This window comes from Pseudomonas sp. GT1P32, from assembly GCF_054897805.1.
The window spans coordinates 4,535,559-4,556,594 of sequence record NZ_CM142704.1 but is presented as its reverse complement, the minus strand read 5'-3'; the positions used below and the strand labels follow the sequence as shown (position 1 = coordinate 4,556,594).

The 21,036-nt window shown below is 60.5% G+C and carries 19 protein-coding genes; all 19 read right to left on the bottom strand.

The features are described 5' to 3' along the window. Nucleotides 1-8 precede the first annotated feature (8 nt). The 19 genes from ACYZUC_RS20815 to tssC all read right to left on the bottom strand — a co-directional run bounded on the left by ACYZUC_RS20815 (nucleotide 9) and on the right by tssC (nucleotide 21,027). Entirely contained in the window at nucleotides 9-1,010 is a 1,002-nt protein-coding gene (locus ACYZUC_RS20815) for a serine/threonine-protein kinase (RefSeq protein WP_461990085.1), read from the bottom strand. Further along, nucleotides 1,007-1,735, bottom strand: a complete 729-nt coding sequence (locus tag ACYZUC_RS20810; RefSeq protein ID WP_461990084.1) for a PP2C family protein-serine/threonine phosphatase — start codon at nucleotides 1,733-1,735, stop codon at nucleotides 1,007-1,009. The genes ACYZUC_RS20815 and ACYZUC_RS20810 overlap by 4 nt, the downstream gene beginning before the upstream one ends. Beyond that, nucleotides 1,735-5,274 carry a type VI secretion system membrane subunit TssM gene (gene tssM / locus ACYZUC_RS20805; protein WP_461990082.1) on the bottom strand — a complete coding sequence of 1,180 codons (3,540 nt, stop codon included), beginning with the start codon at nucleotides 5,272-5,274 and terminating at the stop codon, nucleotides 1,735-1,737. The genes ACYZUC_RS20810 and tssM overlap by 1 nt, the downstream gene beginning before the upstream one ends. Before the next feature lie 13 nt (nucleotides 5,275-5,287). Further along, nucleotides 5,288-6,163 carry a type IVB secretion system protein IcmH/DotU gene (gene icmH / locus ACYZUC_RS20800; RefSeq protein WP_461990080.1) on the bottom strand — a complete coding sequence of 292 codons (876 nt, stop codon included), beginning with the start codon at nucleotides 6,161-6,163 and terminating at the stop codon, nucleotides 5,288-5,290. 5 nt (nucleotides 6,164-6,168) lie between these two features. After that, complete coding sequence (gene tssK / locus ACYZUC_RS20795) at nucleotides 6,169-7,500, bottom strand: type VI secretion system baseplate subunit TssK (RefSeq protein WP_008030656.1); 1,332 nt, start codon at nucleotides 7,498-7,500, stop codon at nucleotides 6,169-6,171. 2 nt (nucleotides 7,501-7,502) lie between these two features. Next, complete coding sequence (tssJ, locus tag ACYZUC_RS20790) at nucleotides 7,503-8,003, bottom strand: type VI secretion system lipoprotein TssJ (protein WP_223415121.1); 501 nt, start codon at nucleotides 8,001-8,003, stop codon at nucleotides 7,503-7,505. A 5-nt stretch (nucleotides 8,004-8,008) separates the two neighbouring features. Next, nucleotides 8,009-9,205, bottom strand: coding sequence for a type VI secretion system-associated FHA domain protein TagH (tagH, locus tag ACYZUC_RS20785; protein WP_461990078.1), 1,197 nt, complete (start codon nucleotides 9,203-9,205; stop codon nucleotides 8,009-8,011). A 17-nt stretch (nucleotides 9,206-9,222) separates the two neighbouring features. Further along, nucleotides 9,223-9,363 carry a type VI secretion protein gene (locus ACYZUC_RS20780; protein ID WP_461990076.1) on the bottom strand — a complete coding sequence of 47 codons (141 nt, stop codon included), beginning with the start codon at nucleotides 9,361-9,363 and terminating at the stop codon, nucleotides 9,223-9,225. A 93-nt stretch (nucleotides 9,364-9,456) separates the two neighbouring features. Then, nucleotides 9,457-10,974: a sigma-54 interaction domain-containing protein gene (locus ACYZUC_RS20775; protein WP_192228188.1), complete on the bottom strand. Its 1,518-nt coding sequence runs from the start codon at nucleotides 10,972-10,974 to the stop codon at nucleotides 9,457-9,459. Between the two features lie 10 nt (nucleotides 10,975-10,984). Next, nucleotides 10,985-13,627 carry a type VI secretion system ATPase TssH gene (gene tssH, locus ACYZUC_RS20770; protein WP_461990074.1) on the bottom strand — a complete coding sequence of 881 codons (2,643 nt, stop codon included), beginning with the start codon at nucleotides 13,625-13,627 and terminating at the stop codon, nucleotides 10,985-10,987. 13 nt (nucleotides 13,628-13,640) lie between these two features. Continuing rightward, nucleotides 13,641-14,648, bottom strand: coding sequence for a type VI secretion system baseplate subunit TssG (gene tssG / locus ACYZUC_RS20765; protein WP_461990072.1), 1,008 nt, complete (start codon nucleotides 14,646-14,648; stop codon nucleotides 13,641-13,643). Then, nucleotides 14,612-16,399, bottom strand: coding sequence for a type VI secretion system baseplate subunit TssF (tssF, locus tag ACYZUC_RS20760; RefSeq protein WP_008038098.1), 1,788 nt, complete (start codon nucleotides 16,397-16,399; stop codon nucleotides 14,612-14,614). Before tssF ends, tssG begins: the two co-directional genes overlap by 37 nt. A 140-nt stretch (nucleotides 16,400-16,539) precedes the next feature. Beyond that, nucleotides 16,540-16,854, bottom strand: coding sequence for a hypothetical protein (locus tag ACYZUC_RS20755; protein WP_461990070.1), 315 nt, complete (start codon nucleotides 16,852-16,854; stop codon nucleotides 16,540-16,542). 100 nt (nucleotides 16,855-16,954) lie between these two features. Next, a complete protein-coding gene (locus ACYZUC_RS20750; RefSeq protein ID WP_461990068.1) occupies nucleotides 16,955-17,332 on the bottom strand; it encodes a hypothetical protein in 378 nt (125 codons plus the stop codon). Nucleotides 17,333-17,375: 43 nt separating this feature from the next. After that, entirely contained in the window at nucleotides 17,376-17,762 is a 387-nt protein-coding gene (locus ACYZUC_RS20745) for a hypothetical protein (protein ID WP_461996737.1), read from the bottom strand. Further along, entirely contained in the window at nucleotides 17,759-18,610 is an 852-nt protein-coding gene (locus tag ACYZUC_RS20740) for a hypothetical protein (protein WP_461990067.1), read from the bottom strand. The genes ACYZUC_RS20745 and ACYZUC_RS20740 overlap by 4 nt, the downstream gene beginning before the upstream one ends. Nucleotides 18,611-18,616: 6 nt before the next feature. Further along, nucleotides 18,617-19,120 carry a PAAR domain-containing protein gene (locus ACYZUC_RS20735; protein WP_461990065.1) on the bottom strand — a complete coding sequence of 168 codons (504 nt, stop codon included), beginning with the start codon at nucleotides 19,118-19,120 and terminating at the stop codon, nucleotides 18,617-18,619. Between the two features lie 10 nt (nucleotides 19,121-19,130). After that, nucleotides 19,131-19,538: a type VI secretion system baseplate subunit TssE gene (gene tssE, locus ACYZUC_RS20730; protein ID WP_008038101.1), complete on the bottom strand. Its 408-nt coding sequence runs from the start codon at nucleotides 19,536-19,538 to the stop codon at nucleotides 19,131-19,133. 13 nt (nucleotides 19,539-19,551) lie between these two features. Then, nucleotides 19,552-21,027: a type VI secretion system contractile sheath large subunit gene (gene tssC / locus ACYZUC_RS20725; protein WP_008030678.1), complete on the bottom strand. Its 1,476-nt coding sequence runs from the start codon at nucleotides 21,025-21,027 to the stop codon at nucleotides 19,552-19,554. Nucleotides 21,028-21,036: the final 9 nt, after the last annotated feature.

Genomic DNA, 21,036 nt, shown 5'->3' with positions numbered 1-21,036 from the left:
GTCATCCGTTACGCCCGAAGTCGCAGACGTTGCAGCAAAGACGAAGTGGCGCCCATGGCGTCACGCAGTTGTGCGGCGGTGATCGTTCGATCGGCCGCATCGAATGCCAGCGCCGTTCGCAGGGCTGGCCAGCAGTGTTTCGGTAGATTTTTCGGGGCGTGCAGCTCGCGCTCCAGGTGTTCGTCACGGGCCTGGGTCGAGGGCAAGCGACGGAACGGATGTTTGCCGCCCGCCAATTCGTAAAGCACGCAGGCCACGCCGTAGACGTCGGCGCTGGCGGACAGCGGCTGGCCTTCGAGCAGTTCCGGTGCGGCGTAGCCTGGAGTCCAGGCGTTGAAGCGGTCGCGGCTCAAATGAGGTAGGCCGGGCAGGATGCCCTCTTCGGCTTGGCCCAGACCGAAGTCGAACAGGCGCACGCCTTCTTCGCTGAGCATCACGTTGCTTGGCTTCATGTCGCCGTGTAGCACGCCGCGCGCGTGGGCGTAGGCCAGTGCGTCGAGCAGCGGCAGCGCGATGTCGCGCAGTTCTTTGCACGGCAAGCCGAGTGGTCGCTCGCAGAGCAGTTTGTCCAGGGTCAGCCCACGCATGAGTTCCATGGTGATGAAGGCGCGCTGGCAATCGGTGTCCACTTCAAAGGTGTGCGGTCGCAGCACGTTGTTGTGGCGCAGGCGTCGGGTCAGGGCGAACTCGCTGTAGAGCAAGGCACTGGCGTCCGGCGATTCGGCAAATTCTTCGCTGAGGATTTTCAGCGCGATGTAAGGGTCGGGATCGCCGAACTGTTCGCTCAGCAAGTCCCGTGCACGGTAAACCGCGCCCATGCCACCTGCACCGAGCAGGCGCTCGATGCGGTAACGCCCTGCCAGCACGTCCGGCAGTTCACCGACGCTGGCCCGTGTCGGCGCCAACGCGGGCTCAGCTTGATGCGACTTGGCAAACGCAAAGTAAGTCAGGTTATTGGCTTGCTCTTCGCTCATCAGCAGGTCGTCGAGCGGCGGCATGAGTTGGGTCATTGGCGGATTACCACGGCAGTCAGGTTGTCCCGGGCCGAGCCACGCAGCGCGCCGTCAAACAGACGCTCAAGCGCGACATGCGGCGCGGTCAGGCTCAGGGCGCTACCCAAGGCATCGCTGCTCAACCCGTTGTACAAACCATCGCTGCACAACAGAAACGCATCGCCGGGGTAAACCTCGAGTTCGAGCACGTCGAGCGTCAGCTGCTCGGCCGCCCCGACCGCACGGGTCAAGGCATGCGCGGCGGGATGGGCACGGGCGTCTTCGACGCTCATCTGTTGTTCGTCGATGAGTTGCTGTTGCAGCGAATGGTCCTTGGACAGCTGATACAAACGCTGGCCACGCCACAGGTAGCAACGGCTGTCGCCGGCCCAGATGCAGGCCGCGCGATTGCCTTCCACCAGCAGCGCCACGACGGTGCTGCCCATGATGCTGTCGTGGCGCCCGGCAGTGACGGTCAATTCCTGACCCAAGCGGCGGTTCAGCCAGTGCAGGCACTGGCGAATGCCTTTGAGTCGTTCGTCGAAGTCATCCTGCGCCGGCAATTCCGCCAGGCTGGCGACGATCAACTGGCTGGCAACGTCGCCGCCCTGATGACCGCCCATGCCGTCCGCGACCACCCACAGCCCCTGCTGCGGACTGTCGAGGAAAGCATCTTCGTTGCGCGCCCGAACCTTGCCGGCATCGGTGCGCGCAGCGCTGCGCCAGGAACTGGCAACCAGCATCAGAGCTGCACCGGCATACGGAAGGTGCGCAGCACGCCCATGTCGAACGGGTTCGGCGTGCGCTGGCTGGTCAGCAAGTAGTTGGCGCGCAGGCCACCGACGTCCGCCTTCAGCACCAGCACGTCACGACCGCTGAGGTACTCGGTTTGCATGAGGTCGAACAGACGGAACAGCGACCACGGGCCGGAGTTCTTCTCGATGCCGATCGGGCGGCCCGCCATCTTGTCCATCACCAGGCTGGTGCGCCCGTCTTCAGCGTCGGTCGGCCATTTGAACGACACCGGCACGATCGGGCCGTGACGGTATTCGATGGTCTTGTCGCCGAACTTGAACTCGGAACGGCTGACGGCCGGGTCGAGGGTGTACGGCTCCAGTTTGAACTGCACTTGCGGTTCCGCCGGGTTGATCGAGAAGAAGCTCTGGCGAATCACTTGTGCGGCGGCCATCTGGTCGAGGTAGACCTTGGAGATCGGCATGCTGTGACCGTCAATGCTGCGCAGACGGTAGTTGCCCGGATCGCCACTCACGAACGGACGCATGTAGGTATCGAAGAACCGATCGGCAATGCCCTGCGCCTTGAAGAACTCGCGGAAGTCGCTGATCGCCACGTCGCTGGTGCTGTGGGCGCTGAACGGGTAGCGCTTGTTGATCGCCTTGCCGTAGAAGCTGTACAGCTCGCTCTGATAACGCTGGTTCAGGTACTGGTACGAATCGTTGAGCACCAGACGCCAAGTGTCTTCGGCCAGCACGTTGAACCACACGCTGACCGGGCGCGGCAGGCGGTTCGAGGCATTGCGCAGGTTGCTCAGCGCATCACGCTGGCCGCTCATGCGGGTCTTGGCCATTTCGAAAGCGGCCTGCTCCGGCGCACTGGCGCGCGCAAGGCTCGACAGCTGCATTTGCAGGTCATTGAGCGCCGTCAGCGCCGGGGTCAAATCAGCGGCCGGGCCGTTGTTGTCATCCAGCAAGCGGTGCAGCGGTTCGAAGCGGCGTTGCAGGGATTTCTTCGCGGTGTCCGGCAGGTTTTTGATCGCGGCCATGTCCGAGGCTTTGTCCGCGGCGGCAGACGCCAGTTTGCCCAGCTTGCCCAACTTGCCTTTCTGCTCGCCCAGTGCGGCAGCGGCATCAGCCGCTTGATCGACCGCCTCGGCTTCTGCCGGGAACCGGGTGTTCTCGCGCACTTCCACCAGCAGTTGCAGCACCGGCGAGTTGGCCGAGGTCAGGCCCGCCAGTTGCTCGGCGCCCTCACTGAAATCGCTGATCGGAGGCAGTGCAACCTGGCCCACGGCTTCGCTCCAGAAGTTGGCGTAGTCGCGGAAATACAGCTGCTCCAGTTCGACCATCAGGCGACGCAAGTCCATGCCGCTGATGCCCGAACCTTCGCCCAGCACCCAATTGTCACGCAGGATATCGGTAACCAGCGCGCTGCCCTGCACCGAGAAATACTGCTGATAACCCTGCTGGGTGTAGAAGCCCGGGATCACGTAATCAGTGCCGACAAACAGCGCACCTTGCGGGCCCAGGTGTTGGCTCAAACGGTATTCCGGCAGGTCTCGGGCCTGCTCGCGCAGCATCCGGTAAACCACGTTGGCCAGCGACTCGCTGCGCAATACCTGACGCGCCTGAGCCACCAGTTGATCGTTCAGCGGGTAGATAAACGGAAGCTTGAGCAAACGCTCGAAGTGCGTGTTCAGGCCATTCTGCACCGCAGTGTTGCCGGCGTAACGCAGGGACCAGTCAGTCGCGACCCAGTCCTTGAGCCACACCGCATCGCGGCGATCTTTCATGTTCAGCATCAGGTACGCACGCAGGCTGTTGAGCAGGCGTTCGCGGTCCTTCATGTTGGCGCGGATCTGCCCTTCCAGCAGGGTCGCGACCTTCGGCAGCAATTGCTTTTCGAGCTCGCGCTCGTAAGCCGCCTTGACCACCGGGTTGACGTCTTCACCCTGATACAGGCCGCCACGCTCGTGGTAACCCACGTCGCCCTTTTTCGGGAACACCTGGGTCGCTGCGTAGCTGGTGTCGAGGGTCTTCAGTACCGCCATCGAATCATCACGGGCGGTCAGGGCCGAGCGCTGTTGCGTCCAGGTTTGCGCCAGGTTGCGCAGGTTTTCCAGGCGCTCATAGTTGGCCGAGAAACCGCCCGCCCACAGCAGGCCGAACAGGCCCAACGCCGCCAACGCACCGACGTACAACGCACGCTGGCCCCAATGGATGCGGCTGCGTTCGCGCTTGTCCAGACCGGCCAGATCGGCCTCGGGGAAAATCACCCGGCTGAGCAAATGGTGAATGAACCGCGAACGGCCACTGCGCAGGGTCGGCAATACGCCGGAATTGATCCCCAGATTGGCGCCGATGCCGGCGGTGGTCTGGTCCATTTCCTGGGTCAGGTGCGGTGCGCTGGTCAGGTAGAAACCGCGCAACTGGCTGACACGCTGGTAACGGTTACCAGTGAACGCCATGTCGACGAACAGGCACAGGCGCTCGCCGATCTGCCCCAGTTGATGCGGGAAATCGAGGATGCGGCCACGGCGCTGAGTGTCGCGCTCCTGGTGCATGCGCATGATCACCTGGCTATTCAGGCGACGCAGCAGCTCTTCGAACTCGGCTCGCAGCACGGTCACGTCGGTGCCGCTCTGCTCTTTGCGGAAGCTGGTGCCCAGCACCTGATCGCTTTCTTCGCGGGTCAGTTGATCGAAGAACTCATCGAAACCGAGCAGCTTGTCCGCCTTGCTCAGCACCAGATAGATCGGCACATCGACGTGCAGTTTCTGATGCACGTCTTGCAGGCGCGCACGCACTTGGCGAGCGAGCGTATCGAGGTCCTGCTCGGTGTCACCCAGCAGCATTTCCACGGGGATGGTCACCAGCACGCCGTTCAACGGACGGTTGCGGCGACGCTTGCGCAGCAGGTCGAGCAAGGTGCTCCAGGCGCTGCCGTCGACTTCGGCATCCGCCTGGGTCAGGTAACGACCGGCGGTGTCGATCAGCACACCGTGGTCGGCGAAATACCAGTCGCAATGACGGGTGCCGAGGGTATCGCGGGTCAGTTTGCGGTCGATCTTGTTGATCGGAAACTCAAGGCCCGAGAAGTCCAGCAAGCTGGTCTTGCCGCTGCCCTGCGGGCCGATCAGCAAGTACCACGGCAAATCACTGCGCCAGCGCTCGCTGCGACCGCGATAGAGGCTCGAGGTCTTCAGGGTTTTCAGGGCGTCCTTGAAACGCTCCTTCAACTCCTTCTGCTCTTCGTCGATCAACTCTTCACGGCGGATACGATCCTGACCATCCTCAGTGTCTTCGACCGCTTTCTTGCGCACACCGGCGCGCCAGCTGACGAAGACCATGGTCAGGCCCCAGATCAGGAACAGCACACTGATGGTCAGCAGGCGGGAGGTCGAACCTTCCCAGAACTTGTAGTCATCGACGGCCAACAGCGGCCCGACAAACCAGACCAGCAGCGCGACGAACAGCACCAGCAGCAAGGTCCAGACCCAGGTCTGGCGCACGAACGCGCCGACTTTCTTGAAAAACTTTTTCATCACACGTCCCTGTTTACGGCTGCGACAGCGGCTGGGCCGCGGCGGAATCCAGCGGCTGATAAGGTTGCAGAACGGTGTCGCGCTGCTCGCCCAAGACCCAGGCGAACCCCGAATACATCACCACCAGGCAGACCACGGTGAACAGCACCACCATCCACGCCGGCACGATGCGCACCAGGCTGCGACGCTGATCGTTCAAGCCTTCCCAATGCGGCGACAGTTCACGCGGCACGTCGCCGCGCAGCTGACGAATCTGCCGATACAAGGCGTCGCGGATGCCTTCAAGTTCGAGCATGCCGCGTGCTTGCACGCGGTACTTGCCTTCGAAACCGAGGGACAGGCACAGGTACATCAGCTCCAGCATCGGCAGGTGCTTGACCGGGTTTTTCGACAGGCGATCCAGCAGCTGGAAGAACTTCTCGCCACCGAAGGTTTCGTTGTGGAAGCTGCTGAGCAGACTCATCTGCGACCACTCGCTTTCGTTGCCCCACGGCGTGGTCACGACGGCTTCGTCGACCACGGTGCAGAGCACGTAACGCGCAGCCATCACCTGGCTGCTTTCGGCGCCGTTGTGCAGCGCACGCACTTCAAACAGTTTCAGCCCGGCGGTCAGTCGCTCGTTGAGCGCGTACATGTCTTCGCGGCTGTCGCTGTGCTTGAGGCGCACCACTTCCGACAACAGGTCGGAACCGGCGGCCACCAGCGAATTGAGGCTGATGTTGAAGGACTCCGCCGGGCGCAGGCGGGCGGCGTAGATCATCCGCTCTTCGAGTTGTTCGAAACGCGGCGGTGCGGCGAAGTCGGTTAGCGGACTTTGCGCCGGGCCGTGGCCCTGGCGGTCGAGCAAGACGGTTTTATCGTCCTGATGGTGTTCCATGTCCTTGATCATGTCGGTCAGTTCCTGATGGCCCAGAATTTCAGTTCAAGCTCGGCGAATTCGCCGGACACGTGGAACGCGAAGCCGCCGGAGCGCTCGAGTTGCGCCAGGTCTTCGGAACTGAGTTCGAGGATGAAATAGGTTTTGTTGGAGTGGAACGCGATCTGCCGTGGGGCCACCGGCAACGGTTTGACCTTGATGCCCGGCAGGTGCAGGTTGACCAGTTGGCGGATGCGCTCCACCGGGCCGACCTTGAGGTGCGCCGGCAAGCGGTGGCGCAGCTCTTCGGAATCGCAGTTGGCACTGGCCGCGAGCACGAACGACGCCGAGCCCAGCAGTTTGTGGTCGTGCAACGGCGAGACGATGATCCCGTACTGACGTGCTTGCAGGACCAGTTCGATGGCGTGCTGTTCGAGCACCATCGACAGCACCTGACGAATCGCTTCCATCAGTTTGCGAAAGCTCGCGCCCTGATCGCTGTGCTGGTAACGGCTGTCCAGACGCGGGCGTTTGCTGTCGCTGGAGAAGGTCGCCAGATCACCGAGCATGGTCAGCAGCGTGCGGTACAACTCTTCCGGGTGAACCTGTTCCAGACCGAGGTAGTGACGCAGCAGCAGCTCGGTGCGGTTGATCAGTTGCAGCATCATGAAGTCACCGACTTCCGCACCACCAACCTTGCCGTTGGAGCGGATGCGCTCGGCGATGGTGTCGCCCCGGTGACCGAGCATGCTGATCACTTCTTTCAGGCACGACAGCAAGTAGCTGGAGGAATGCGCCTGAATGTAGGTCGGCACGAAATCCGGATCGAGGCTGATCACACCGTCGGGCGTGGTGTCGAGCACGTCGCAGATTTTCAGTTTCACGTAGGCCTGATCGCTCTGCTGCTCGCCGAGCAACAGTTTGAAGTCCGGGCGACCGCAGCTGACCTGGCTGGCGGAATCGTCGCCGGCGTTGGAGTCGGCCACTTCCGCTTCGTACGCGGTGTAGCGCGCCAGCACGTCGGATTGCTCCGGGCGGCGCGACTCGATGTGGTTACCGGTGACCAGCGGCAGCGCCAGGTAAATCGGCGTGTTGCCGGTGTTCGGCGGCACGTCCAGCGCCAGCGGCTCGGTGTTGCCGCCGAGTTCGAACAGACTGCCGTCCGGCAGAATCCCCGAGGCCTGGCTGATCACCAGTTTGCCCATGTTGAGGAACTGCAAATCGATGTCGAGATTGAGGAAACCCCAGGTGTAACTGCCCAGCAACTGCGTGCGGGTTTTCATCTGGTGGTCGTAGTAGCGATCGTTGTGCTGGAAGTGCTGCGGACGCAGCAGCATGCCTTCCTGCCAAATGACTTTATGGGAATTCATGATCAGTCATCCGCCTTGGCGAGCTTTTCGTTGCTGTTGCGAATACCGGCCTGGTCGAGGGTCAGGTCAGCCTCGGTGACTTCCAGCGGGGTGACTTGCACCGTGTAGCGCCATTTGGTTTCCGGCAGGTCGCGGTAGGCCGCGAGGATCCCGACGTAACGGCTGCCCTCCTCCACGCTGAGTTTCAGCTCGATGGTTTCGCCCGGGCGCAGTTCGAGTTCTTCGCTGGCCACCAGGTCTGGGGCCAGGGATTCCTTGGCGCGCTCGTACAGGCTGAAGAAGTCGGCATTCTCGAACGTCACCGGGTGCTTGAGCTCGAACAGACGCACGACAATCGGCGACGGACGCCCGTTGAGGTCCGGGTTCAACTGATCGCTGCCGGTGAGCTTCAAATTGACCTTGGTCACTTTGGAATACGGCGACAGCGACGAGCAACCGGCCAGCAGCACCAGCACCGCGAACGCAGTCAGCATCTTGAAAAAAGCGGTCGAGCAGCGAGACATGCGCATCATCCTTGGTGGTCGGTGTGAAGGGTGGAAATCAGGCGGATCTGTTCTTCGTAGGCCTGAGCGAAGTCGCGGGCCAGCAGGCGCTCGCTCCAGTCATCGTCCTGACGCAAGGCCTGGTGATAACGACCGTAAGCTCTCCAGCGGCTGCCGGAGGTGGCCAGCAACGGCTTGTTGTCGCGCTCGAAACGCAGGGTCAGTTGCTGCGGCGAGAAGTGCTCCAGCGTGCCGCGAACGGCGGCGCGGCTGGCGGTCAGCAAGGCCACCTGATGTGCCTGCAAATCGCGGAACGCACGGGAGATCGACTGCTCGGCCGGCAACTGGCCCGACTTGTTCGGCTGCAACAAAATGCCCAGCGCTTCACCGGCATCGACGGCGAATTTCAGCGGGTTCTTGTTCGTGCCTTGCACGGTGGTCTGGGCCAGACGCAATTCGTTTTTCAGTTCGCTGCGGGTGCGCAGGCTCTGCTGCAAACCGCCGACGCTTTGCTTGAGCAGGCGTGCCGCGTTCAGCGCCAGGGCTTCGCGGGCGTCGTGGTCGAGGCCTTTGAGGTCCACGCCCAGCGCCGCACCGAAGTGCTCCCAGAAACCTTCGCTCTGGCGCTCGGGCGCTTTTGCGACAGGGCTTGGTGCGGGTTCGGCGGGGGCGTTGATCAACTCCGGCACCATCAGGCTTTCCATGTCGATGCGCGCATAGTCGGCGCGCTGACGGGTGTCCTCGATGGTGGTGCTCGGGGTGATCAGCTCTTCGATTTCCGAGTACACACGCTCTTGCTGATCGAGTGCGTTCAGCGGATCGAGGTCAAGGAACGCGTCATCCGGAATGATGCTGCCCGCCGCTTGTGGGCGACCGACTTCGACGTCGAAGGTCGCCGGGTCGCGCACCAGCCGCGCACGGATCTCGAAATCACCCAGCACGTAGGTGCTGCCATGCTCGATGCGCATCGGTTCGCCCTTGCGCAAGCGTGCGCCGCTCCCGCCATCCTGGACACCGTTGCTGCTGGTGTCGGTCAGGAAGAACGTCCCTTCGCGAAAGCTGATGTCCACATGGTGATTGGACAGATGACGCTTGCGGTCCGGGATGATCCAGTCGCAATCCTCGCCCCGGCCAATCACGCCGCCGGCCTGCTTGAAGGTCTTCTGGCACAGCTCCGTGGGCACGAACTGCTTGGTGTTCAGCATTTCGAAAACCAATTCCATGGTGATACTCCTTGCGGTCACTTGCCGCGATTGACCGCCTGCGGATCACCCAATGGGCGATAGGTGTTGTCGTTGAATTTGTAATTGCCGCTGCAGCCGCCAAGGCCGCATAGAACGACGAGGGCCAGCAGGACGGCTTGCCAGTGACGAACAGACATCAGAGGGTCTCCAGGGGTAGACAAAGCACAAAGCGCCGGCCCGTTCGGGCGGCGCTATCAGAAGCGAATGAGGTGAAATCGACGGTCATTTGCCTAACCATCGAAGTCACCGAGATTGATGTTCAGACGCCCGAGGCGGTACAGCAGCGTGCGTCGCGGCAGGCCGAGTTCGCGGGCGGCGAGGGTCTGGTTGCCGTCGTTTTTGCGCAGACAATCGAGCAGCAGGCTGCGTTCGACCTGCTCCAGGCGTTCGCGCAGGTTCAGGCTGTTGTCTTCCGGCACGGCTTCCATGCGCAGGGAGAAATGCTCGGCCAGCAACTCGCCGCCCTCGCACAGCAACACCGCGCGCTCGACCAGGCCTTTGAGTTCGCGCACGTTGCCGGGGAACGCATAACCGGACAGGTGATCCAGCGCCGCGTCGGACCAACGCACCGCATCGCGTTGCAAGAACGAGCAGGCCTTGTCGGCGAAGTGCCGGGCCAGGTCTAGGATGTCGCCTTCACGTTGACGCAGGGCCGGCAGTTCAATCGGGAATTGCGCGAGGCGGTAGTACAAGTCCTCGCGGAATTTGCCTTCGCTCACCAGCACCGACAAATCCCGGTGCGTCGCGGCGATGATGCGCACGTCGATCTTGTGGGTGTCGTTGGAACCCAGCGGGCGGATCTCGCCCTCCTGCAACACACGCAGCAACTTGGCTTGCAGCGACAGCGGCATGTCGCCGATTTCATCGAGCAACAAAGTGCCGCCATTGGCCGCGTCGAACAGCCCGGCGCGGTCGCGATCCGCGCCAGTGAAGGCGCCTTTGCGGTAGCCGAACAGTTCGCTTTCCAGCAGGTTCTCGGGGAACGCCGCGCAGTTCTGCACGATGAACGCCTGGGAACGGCGCGGGCCGCAGTCGTGAATGGCGCGTGCGACCACTTCCTTGCCGGTGCCGGTCTCGCCGCGCAGCAGCACGGTGTACGGGCTGTGCAGGACTTTGCTGATCAGCGAATAGGTTTCGCGCATGGCCTTGCTCTTGCCGATCAAACCGTAACCACTGGCACTCGGGACGCTGGCTTTCAATGGCCGTGCATCACCCACCGGCTGACGCAGACGTTGCAGCAGGTGCAGTTGGCCGAGCACAAACGAACCCAGTTGCCCGAGGGAATCGGCAAAGCCTTGCAAGTCGATGTGCCGGCGACTGGCGCACAGCAGCAAACCTTCGACCGCCTTCTGCTGATTGACCAGCGGCACGCATAGCAGCGACTGCCACGGCGTGGCTTGCGGCGGCAGGAAGCTGGTTTCGTGCAGGCTGCCGCTCAGCTCGCCGAGGCTCACCACGCGGTTCTGGCACAGGGCGAATTGCAGCAGTTGTTCACCGTTGTAATCCGCCGGCAGACTCGCCGATTCGCGCGGTTGCAGAATGCCGTTGAGGCACTCGGCGTTCATCCCCAGGCACGTGTGGGTAGCGTCCAGCAGGTACAACTGCGTCAGCTCGCAACCGCTGAGTTCCGCCACGCCGCGCACGAAGTCACCCAGCAGCGCAGCGCCGTCCGCCGCGCGCGACAGGCTGGCGAATTGCGCCAGCAACGCTTCGGCATACACCAGCGGTTGCGGCACTTGAGTGAACATCACACCCACCTCAGGCGAACTCGCAGGTCACACTGGCGCCGCCGTCGAGCGTCGCGTGGACGCGCTTGAGGCTTTCACCCGTGGCCATCGCGTCGAGCAAGCGGTCAGCCACCAGCGGCAGTACGTGCAGGTCGAGCAAGTGGTCGATCAGGCGCGCGCCGCTGTCGCTTTGGGTGCAACGTTCGGCCAGGTGATCGACGAGGTCTTGCGAGTAGGTGAAGTCCAGTTGACGACGGTTCAGCCGCTCGCCCAGACGACCGAGTTTGATTTCGATCAGCTCGCGCAGCACCGGACCGCCGACCGGGTAGTAAGGCACCACGCGCATCCGCGCCAGCAGCGCCGGTTTGAAGTGTTTGCTGAGCACCGGGCGAATGGTTTCTTCGAGCACTTCGGCGGTTGGACGTGCGCCGTTTTCGCAGAGGTCGCTGATACGGTCGCTGCCCAGGTTCGAGGTCATCAGGATCAGCGTGTTGCGGAAATCGATCTCGCGACCTTCGCCGTCGTTGGCCACGCCTTTGTCGAAGATTTGATAGAACAGGTTGAGCACGTCCGGGTCAGCCTTTTCGACCTCATCGAGCAACACAACGGAGTACGGCTTCTGGCGCACGGCTTCGGTGAGCATGCCGCCCTCGCCGTAGCCGACGTAGCCCGGTGGTGCACCGATCAAGCGCGAGACCGTGTGCTTCTCCTGGAACTCGGACATGTTGATGGTGGTGATGAAACGATCACCGCCGTACAGCAAGTCGGCGAGGGCCAGCGCGGTTTCGGTCTTGCCGACGCCGCTCGGGCCGACCAGCAGGAACACGCCCACCGGTGCGTCCGGTTTGTTCAGGCCGGCAGCGGTGGCGCGCATCGAGCGGTCCAGTGCGTGAACAGCTTGTTCCTGGCCACGGATGCGGGTGCGCAGGTCGGTGGCGAAGCTGGCGACCTTGGCGTTGTGCTCGCGGGCCAGTTGCGCCAATGGGACACCAGTCCAGGCGCTGATGACTTCGGCGACCAGACGTGGGCAGACTTCGAAGCTGACCAGGCGTTCTTTGACCTGCGCATCCGTCAGGGCTTTGTGAGTTTCGTTGAGCGCGGTTTCGAGGGACGCGACGTCATTCACCGTTTCGAGGGTTTCGATCACGGTGCCTTCGGCGTCTTCTTCAACCGTGACGGTCGGCTCGACGGCAGCAACCTCGCGAGCCTTGGCCAGTTGCTGACGCAGATCCAACAGGCGCTCGGCCAGCTCTTTCTGCTCGGTCCACAGCGTTTCGAGGGCGACCCTTTCGTCTTCGGCGGCAGCCAGACGATCTTCCAAAGCATCCAGCGCTTCGTGATCAATCAACAAACCGGCTTCAGCATCACGACGCAGCGCCTGACGCTGACGCCCCCCTTCAGCCAGTTCGCCACGCAGACGTTCAAGGCTTTCAGGTGCGGCGGCGAGGCTGATGCGAACGCGCGCGCACGCGGTGTCGAGCACATCGACGGCCTTGTCCGGTAGCTGACGGCCGGCGAGGTAACGGGCGGACAACTCAGCCGCTGCAACCACCGCGTCATCGCGCAGGTAGATGCCGTGGCTCTTCTCGTAAACCTGAGCCAAACCACGGAGGATCGTCACCGCTTCGCTGACGGTCGGTTCGTGCAGTTGCACCGGCTGGAAACGACGGGCCAGGGCCGGGTCTTTTTCGAAGTACTTCTTGTACTCCGCCCAGGTGGTAGCGGCGATGGTGCGCAACTCACCACGGGCCAAGGCTGGTTTGAGCAGGTTGGCCGCATCGGAACCACCGGCATTGCCGCCCGCGCCGATCAACGTGTGGGCTTCGTCGATGAACAGGATGATCGGCTTCGGCGAGGCTTTGACTTCGTCGATCACGCCTTTGAGACGACGCTCGAATTCACCTTTGACGCTGGCGCCGGCCTGCAACAGGCCCATGTCCAGCGACAGTAGCTCGACGCCTTTCAACACTTGCGGCACTTCACCGGCGGCAATGCGCGAAGCCAGACCTTCGACGATGGCGGTTTTACCGACGCCAGCTTCGCCGACCACAATCGGGTTGTTTTTGCGGCGACGGGCAAGGATGTCGACCATCTGCCGGATCGCGCCATCGCGGCACAGCACCGGGTCGAGTTTGCCGTCGCGGGCCTGTTGGGTCAGGTTGTGGGTGAAGCGCTGCAGCAGCGATTCGCCCGGCACGGCAGGCTTACCGGTGGCCGGTTGCTCTTTCTGCGACAGGGCGAATTCTTTCAGGCGCTCGATGTTCAGCTTGGCCAGCAACGACTGGTAGCGGCTGCCGGCGTAGCGCATCGGGTTGCGCAGCAGCGCGAGAATCAACGCGGCTTGCTCGACCTGGCTCTGGCCCAGTTCAAGGTTGGCCACCAGCAACGCGTCTTGCAGCCATTGCACCAGTTCCGGGGCAAACACCGGATTGCGCGAGGCGCTGTGCTCGACCCGCGATTGCAGCGCGGCGCTCAGCTCGCCAGCATCCACTTCGGCGTCTTGCAGCGCGCGTGCGAGCAGGCCTTGCGGGCGCTCCAGCAGGCCCAGCAGCAAGTCTTCGACGAGGATCTTGCTGCCGCCACGGGCGACGCAGCGTTCGGCAGAACTTTCCAGATCACGACGGGTTTCGGCGTCCAGCGCCTGGATAAGTTGTTGCAGGTCTACGTTGATCATTGGTCATCTGTCCTTAATGAATTTTGCTGCCCAGGGTCACCACGCCGTCCGCTTTTTCGCGGCCCAGCCAACTGGTCCATCCCAGGCGACAGGCGTTCTGCTCACCGATGCGCAGTTCGCGGATTTCTTCCTGGCGCAACACCAGGCGAATGTCATAGTCGAGCGGGTCACGCAGGGTGAACCGCACCAGCGCGCACAACGGCTGGTAGCCGAAACCGATCGGCAGAAATTCGTGAAAGCGTTGCCAGTCGAGTTCGCGGATATGAATGCGGAATTTGCCGCTGCGGTCGCGCACGTGTTCGCCCAGCACCAGGTCTTCGCCGAGCAGGCTGTTGGCGCGGCCCAGACGGTTGCGCTGCTCGTCGAGAATTTCCACGCGGCGCTCGATGCACTGCTCGATGGTCAGTTCGGCGTGCTTGAAGTAGTAACGCAGCACCGCTTCGATCAGCGCCGCCGAGTGCGCCCGCAAGCTGAGCAAACCGAGGTACGGCAGCAGGCGTTTCCAGTTCAGTTCCTGGGCCTTGCGGATCTCTTCACCGCCGAGGCCGATCAAGGCAAACAGCTGCGCCGAGAACGGGTCGAGGGCGCCACTCTGGAAGCTTGCGCGGTAGCGGTACTTGCGCCAGATCGGCAGCATCAGCCGTTGCAAACGATGGTGAAACAGGTCGAGGAAGTTGCGGGTCGGGTTGCCGTCTTCGCTGTCGCCCAGCGCCTGTTCGCCGTAGAACGCCGGCAGCGGCGAACCGGAACCGACCAGGCCGATCAGGTTGAACCGCAGGCGCGCACGCATGTGCCCGTGCTCCTGGAAAAACTCCACGCGATCAATGTCACTGCCAGGGAAACCCAGGCTCGGGTTGGCCTGGAATTCCAGCTGGTCGTACAGGTCGTCTTCGCTCAGGTGCGGGTGGGCCTCGCGCAGCCGGTCAATCACCAGCAGCACGGCCTGAAACAGCGAGTACTCGCGTATTCCTCGGGTCAGTCCGCTTAAAGAAGCGGCTGCAGGCCCATACGTGGTGTCCATTGGTACACCTCTCCCTGTGTGCTTTTTACCCGCAGCTCGTGGTACGAATTGAGACTGGCGTAAAGCGCGAAAAACTCGTTGAGAACCGAAGCGAAAACGAACAGGTCGCCCTCGCCGATATACCCTTCCGGGTCGATGGTCAGCTCGGTGCGCAACCCGCGAACCGGCAACCCTCGGTGCAACCGGTCGACGTGGTGGTGCTTGATCGACTTGAGCCCGCCGAGCAGGCGCTTGCTGACTTTTTCTGCGTGTTGGTCGTAGTAGCGCGGCAAGTCGTAGGTTTCGAGAATCACCTTCAACGCATTGACGTCGGCCAGCGACAAATAGTTAAGCGACATGTTGCTGATCAACTTCCAGAGGAAGTCGCGGTTCAGCGGCGGTGCGAAACTCGATGTGGCCGGGGTGATGTTGCGGAAGCTCAAAAACTCCGGCGTCTCTTCGCAGGCCATGCAGATGTCACCAAGCTTGAGTTTGCGCGGCAGGTTCTGGTTGGTGCACATCAGCTCAATCGACAGGGTTTCGTGGGCTTCGGTGTGGCGGATGCCGAAGCTCAGGTAGGTGTCGAGGCCGTCGTGCAGCAAGGAGGAACGCTGGCGAATGCTGTAATGCGGACGGCTGTTGGGCACGTCGAAACTCGGGTCGTGCTCGAACGATTCGAACGGCACGTACTCCTGATAACCGAGGCCGCCGGGCTTCCAGCCGGTCACGGTTTCCACCGAGAACACGCCGCAGTTTTGCAGATCGAATTCGGCGGGCAGCAGCAGGTATTCGTCCTGCTTGCCGTCGAGGCGGATCGGCAAGGCGTCGTGCTCGAACAGGTTGACGATGGGCGTGCAGTAGAGCTTCACGTTATCCAGCGTCGGACGCATGCGCATGATGCCGCTCTTGCGAATGTCGAAGCGCAATTCGAGGCCGCGCATCTGCTTCAGCGTGTCTTCCGGCAGAGCTTTGAGCAGGTCCAGACCGTTGATATCAACGAAGAGGAATTTGTCCTGGAAGGCAAAGTATTCCTGCAAGTAGCGATAGCCACGGAAAGTGTTCAGCGGGTACGGGATCAACGCTTCTTCTTCGGCAAAACCTACCGGCTGCACACGGTCGCCGGGCATCTTGAACGCCATCGGCGTGCCGTTGACGCCGTTGATGGGCTTGCCGGCGCCGTCCAGCGGGATCAGCTCAATGCCTTCCAGATTGCGCAGCAGGCTCAGGTACAGCATCTGGCTGATGTAGCGCTCGCCGGCGAAGTGCAGACGCAGGCGGCTCAGTTCCAACTCACCGAGGTGACCGTCAGCGCTCATCTCAAGACGCAGGCTCAACAGCGAACCGTCGCCCTTCACCGAGTAATTCAGCGCGGCCAGATCCAGCGGCAACACCTCGGTTGGGTAGCAGGTGCGAAAGCGGCAACGCACGTCATCAATCGGCACGCTCTCGATCGGCGTGTCACGCTCGACCCTCAACGCAGGACCCGAACGCTTCAACGGGTCGAACTGCAAAATGCTGAACGCCGGCAGCGGCCGCATGTAGTTCGGCCACAACAGGTGCATCAGCGAATGGCTGAGCTCCGGCAGTTCATCGTCGAGCTTCTGACGCAGGCGGCCGGTCAGGAATGCAAAACCCTCCAGCAACCGCTCCACGTCTGGATCTCGGCCGGCCTGGCCAAGGAAAGGCGCCAACGCCGGGCTACGCTCGGCGAATCGACGACCTAACTGGCGAAGTGCGGTGAGTTCGCTTTGGTAGTAGTGGTTAAAGGACACGGGGTACCTTCCTGGTGGTGGATCTCATGAAAAAAACGTCCTGTGGATTACGCTCAATGTCCGACCTGATCATTGGACGGAACTCAGGATTGCGGTCAGGTATCGCAATGCCCTGCCCTTCCTCCATGGGGTCCGTACCATTAGAAAACTTCACGGAACACCCATTGATTGAATCGATAAAGCGCAGCCACCCCAAACATCGAAGCCATCAAGGAAGGAATTCCGACACGTAGGCTTTTTGATTTGGCAGACATCACGATCGATTTCACGAAATAACAGAAAGCGACAACAATCAGAGGAACAAAAAGAAAGGTGCAAAAAACAAACAACCCAACATGAGCATCCGCCTCTGCGTCCAATCCAAAAAATCCACCGTTGACCGGCCATTGGCTTTTGGGGTCGGTGAATGTCATCAACCAAAATGCTGAGCAGACAAAAAAATAAACACCGTTCATTTACAGCCATCCTTGGGGTTCGAGCCGAGGGAGTGAAAACGAGAAAACTGGGGGCAGTCCCTTTTAGCGCTCATGCACGGCCAGACCGATGATGCGACGGCTATTCATGTGCAACTCCAGCCAAGGCTTTATCGGCGCTCAGGACCTGGCTTTGCTGAAGGTAAATAACGCCTTCGCCGGCGAAGAACATCACACTGTCGGCAGTCAATGGCTGGCTGTTTTCATCTCCGAACTTCAGCCACCCCTGATCCCACAATGACCCGTCATCATTGCGGACCTGCACGAAATAATAGGGCGGTTCAGATTTGCTGATTTCTACGAACTGGCCACCATCGGCACCACCACGCCATTTCGCATTCGGGTACTCGCTCAAAACGCGAGGCTCATCTTTCGAAAAGTCCATGTAGGAAACGATCACCACCAACACCACGCAGGCGAGCACACCCATTGCCATGAGGAATCGCTGTAACCAGATCATTTCGACACAGTCCGGGCAAACGGCTGGGGACGCAAGAGACGTGTCATCTCGAAACTCTTCCGTAAGAGTTTTGAGAGAGCCATCGGTTGATTGTCAAACGCAGCACAAACGCCAATACGCTCATACTGGTAGTGAGACCACCATAGGCAAATGCTCGTACCGGGTTGTCTGGCAGGAAATAAAACAACACAACACTCAGCATTACTGCTACCACCAGCAACTTCAACATGACCTTTGGCATAAAGAAAACTATAAGGTTGGCAAAAATAAAAAAATAAAATGTCAGCTCTGCGGTGCCACCTATTGCAGCCCCCCTGTCTGTAAAGCCCACATGCGACTTGTAATAAACAACACCAATATCGTGCACATAGAAATACAAGACGCCGACAAGCAGGTAAATAACGGCACCAACGAGAACTTTCAAAATCACGCTTCCCATGTTTTGTATTTCGCCAACAGGCCTGCGTCAATCGACGTCTTGAGCCTTACATTAGAGGCTGGTTTGAACACTGTACTTGAGACTGTCGCACCGCCGACCCCGAATCTTTGTCCGCCCATGGCTCTTTTCTCGAGCACCAGTTCAAAGTTCTCAGAAGCCCACAAACAGGCCCTGATGATTATGAAGTTGTCATAGACATTCTTACTGCCATCGTCGCTGCCGCCGAGCGTTCCGTCTGCCCAGTCCAGGCCGGTTTGGCCAGTCTTCCTGATCGCGGAATCAACCTCGTGGGTTTCCTCCCAATACTTTCGGAAGGTATCCACTGCAAATGGAATTTGCCCCAGCCCATCTGTCCAGTAAGGATCCCCTTCAACGAGACAAAGAAGATACTTGGCACCACCTTCAGGTTGTTTTTTCCAATCTCCGGGAAGATTTCTATAGTAAACAAGCGATGGCCTGTCCACGATTGCAAAATCAATAATCGATTGCCATGTGTGCTGTCGATAAGCCCCATACACTTCCGACCCTTCTATATTACTTTCGGGGTTTACCCATAAGCGTTCGCGATAGAAGCCGGCCAATGGTTCAAACCATTGAATCTTCTCAGCGTATAACTTTTCAGCGCTTAGAATCCGAAAAGGCTTATCACAGATATCTGGTTTTACAGCGAATAGAGGTACTCCATTAGAACGAGTCACCAACCAAACTTCAGGAAGATTCAAAGTCCCCAGATCCGTATCGTTGCTGGCGGTCGTCTTATCATCAAGCCTTAACGCGGTAGCACCGTCTTCGGTAACAAAGGTATAAGGCACGCCGCCAATTTCAACAATCGTTTCCAAGATATATTACTCCGAAGTCACAAAAATCGAGACGGACTCAGGTTTCTGCCCCGTAGAGAAACAGGCAGACGTTCCAGCTACCGCGGTACCAAACTTCTCGATTCCACTTTCGGAAACTATTTTATAATTCAGTCCCTCGACCGTTTTCCCACTGGCAGTTTTAAAGGCAAAAACACGATTGAATATTCCGGGGATAATCACAGGCAACGGAGGAACAAACGGCACCGGCGAATGCGAATTCCCGATAATCACCGTCCCGGACCCGGCCGTAACCTTGTTGCCATGCGTCCCAACGGAATCCACCGTCGCAGCCGGTTTCCCGTTAATCAAAACCGTCGTCGCCAACCCTCCCGACATCGCACCACCACACGCCGAGGCATCGCCTTGGCGGGCGGCCGCGAGGCCGTCGAAGAAGACGTCGCCGGAACCGGCGGCGATCGGGTTAGTGCCGTGGCCGGGGAGCGGGCAAGCGGTGGGGTCGGATACGCGTGCTGCTGGTTTGCCGGACATACGAATCTCCTTAAGTGACCTTGACTTGACCGCTGCCATCCAGGCGCGCGGCGAAACTGACCTGGCGCTTGAAACCATCAACTTCCAGCAGGCCTTCGATGCTGAAGGACAGGCGAAGCTGATCGTTGTCACGCGGCAGGGAGATGACACGCACGTTGCTCAGGCGCGGTTCGTAGGCTTCGATGAAGCTTTCGATGGCCAGGCGGGCCTGACTCAGGGAGTCGTGCAGGCTCAGGCGCATGTCATTGAGATCGGGTAGCCCGTAATCGGACAGCGTTTGCACGCTGCCCGCACGGGTGCTGAGCATCTTGGCCAGATGGGCAGCCACGGACGCCATGGCGGAGACCTCGCGGCTCCAGCCGACGCGTTTGTCCGCGTCGCCACCCAGGCGTTCGAAAAGGCTGCCGTATCCAGTCATGAGTTAGCTCCGCTTACTCTTTGTCCAGCTTGCCAACCAGCGACAGGGTGAAATCGGCACCCATGTACTTGAAGTGCGGGCGCACGTTCAGGCTGACGCGGTACCAGCCAGGCTCGCCTTCGACATCGCTGACGATGATCTGGGCAGCGCGCAGTGGACGACGGCCACGAACTTCGGCACTTGGGTTTTCCTGGTCGGCCACGTACTGGCGGATCCACTTGTTCAGTTCCAGCTCGAGGTCGGTGCGCTCTTTCCACGAACCGAGTTGCTCGCGCTGCAGCACTTTCAAGTAGTGAGCCAGGCGGTTGACGATCATCATGTACGGCAGTTGGGTGCCGAGCTTGTAGTTCAGCTCTGCCGCCTTGCCTTCTGCGCTGATGCCGAAGAACTTCGGCTTCTGCACCGAGCTTGCGGAGAAGAACGCCGCGTTGTCGGAGCCTTTGCGCATGGTCAGGGAGATGAAGCCTTCCTCGGCCAGTTCGTATTCACGACGGTCGCTGACCAATACCTCGGTAGGGATCTTGGTTTCGATTTCGCCCATGCTTTCGAAATGGTGCAACGGCAGGTCTTCAACCGCGCCACCGCTCTGCGGGCCGATGATGTTCGGGCACCAGCGGAATTTGGCGAAGCTGTCGGTCAGCTTGGTGCCGAACGCGTAGGCGGTGTTGCCCCACAGGTAGTGCTCGTGGCTGTTGGCGACGGTTTCTTTGTACACGAACGATTTGACCGGGTTTTCTTCCGGGTCGTACGGGTTGCGCAGCAGGAAACGCGGTACGGTCAGGCCAATGTAACGGGAGTCTTCCGACTGGCGGAAGCTCTGCCATTTGGCGAATTGCGGGCCTTCGAAGTGATCTTTCAGATCCTTCAGGTCCGGCAGGCCGGTGAAGCTTTCCAGGCCGAAGAATTTCGGGCCGGCGGCGGCAATGAACGGCGCGTGGGACATGCACGCAACGCTGGACACGTACTGCATCAGTTTCACGTCCGGCGAACTTGGGGACATGAAGTAGTTAGCGATGATCGCGCCTACCGGCTGACCACCGAACTGGCCGTATTCAGCGGTGTAGATGTGCTTGTACAGGCCAGCCTGCATCACTTCCGGCGAATCTTCGAAATCGTCCAGCAGGTCTTCTTTGGAGACGTTGAGGATTTCGATCTTGATGTTTTCGCGGAAGTTGGTGCGGTCGACCAGCAACTGCAGGCCACGCCACGACGATTCCAGGGACTGGAAATCAGGGTGGTGGAGGATTTCGTCCATCTGACGGCTGAGCTTGGCATCGATCTCGGCGATCATGCGGTCAACCATGGCTTTCTTGACCGGCTCACCGTTGTTCTGCGGCTTGAGCAGTTCTTCGATGAAGGCCGACACACCGCGCTTGGCGATGTCGTAGGCTTCGTCGTCCGGGGTCAGGCGGGTTTCGGCGATGATGCTGTCGAGAATGCTGTATTCGCCATTCTCGTTACTCTTTTGCTGCGCTGCACTCGTGCTCATGTTGGCTTC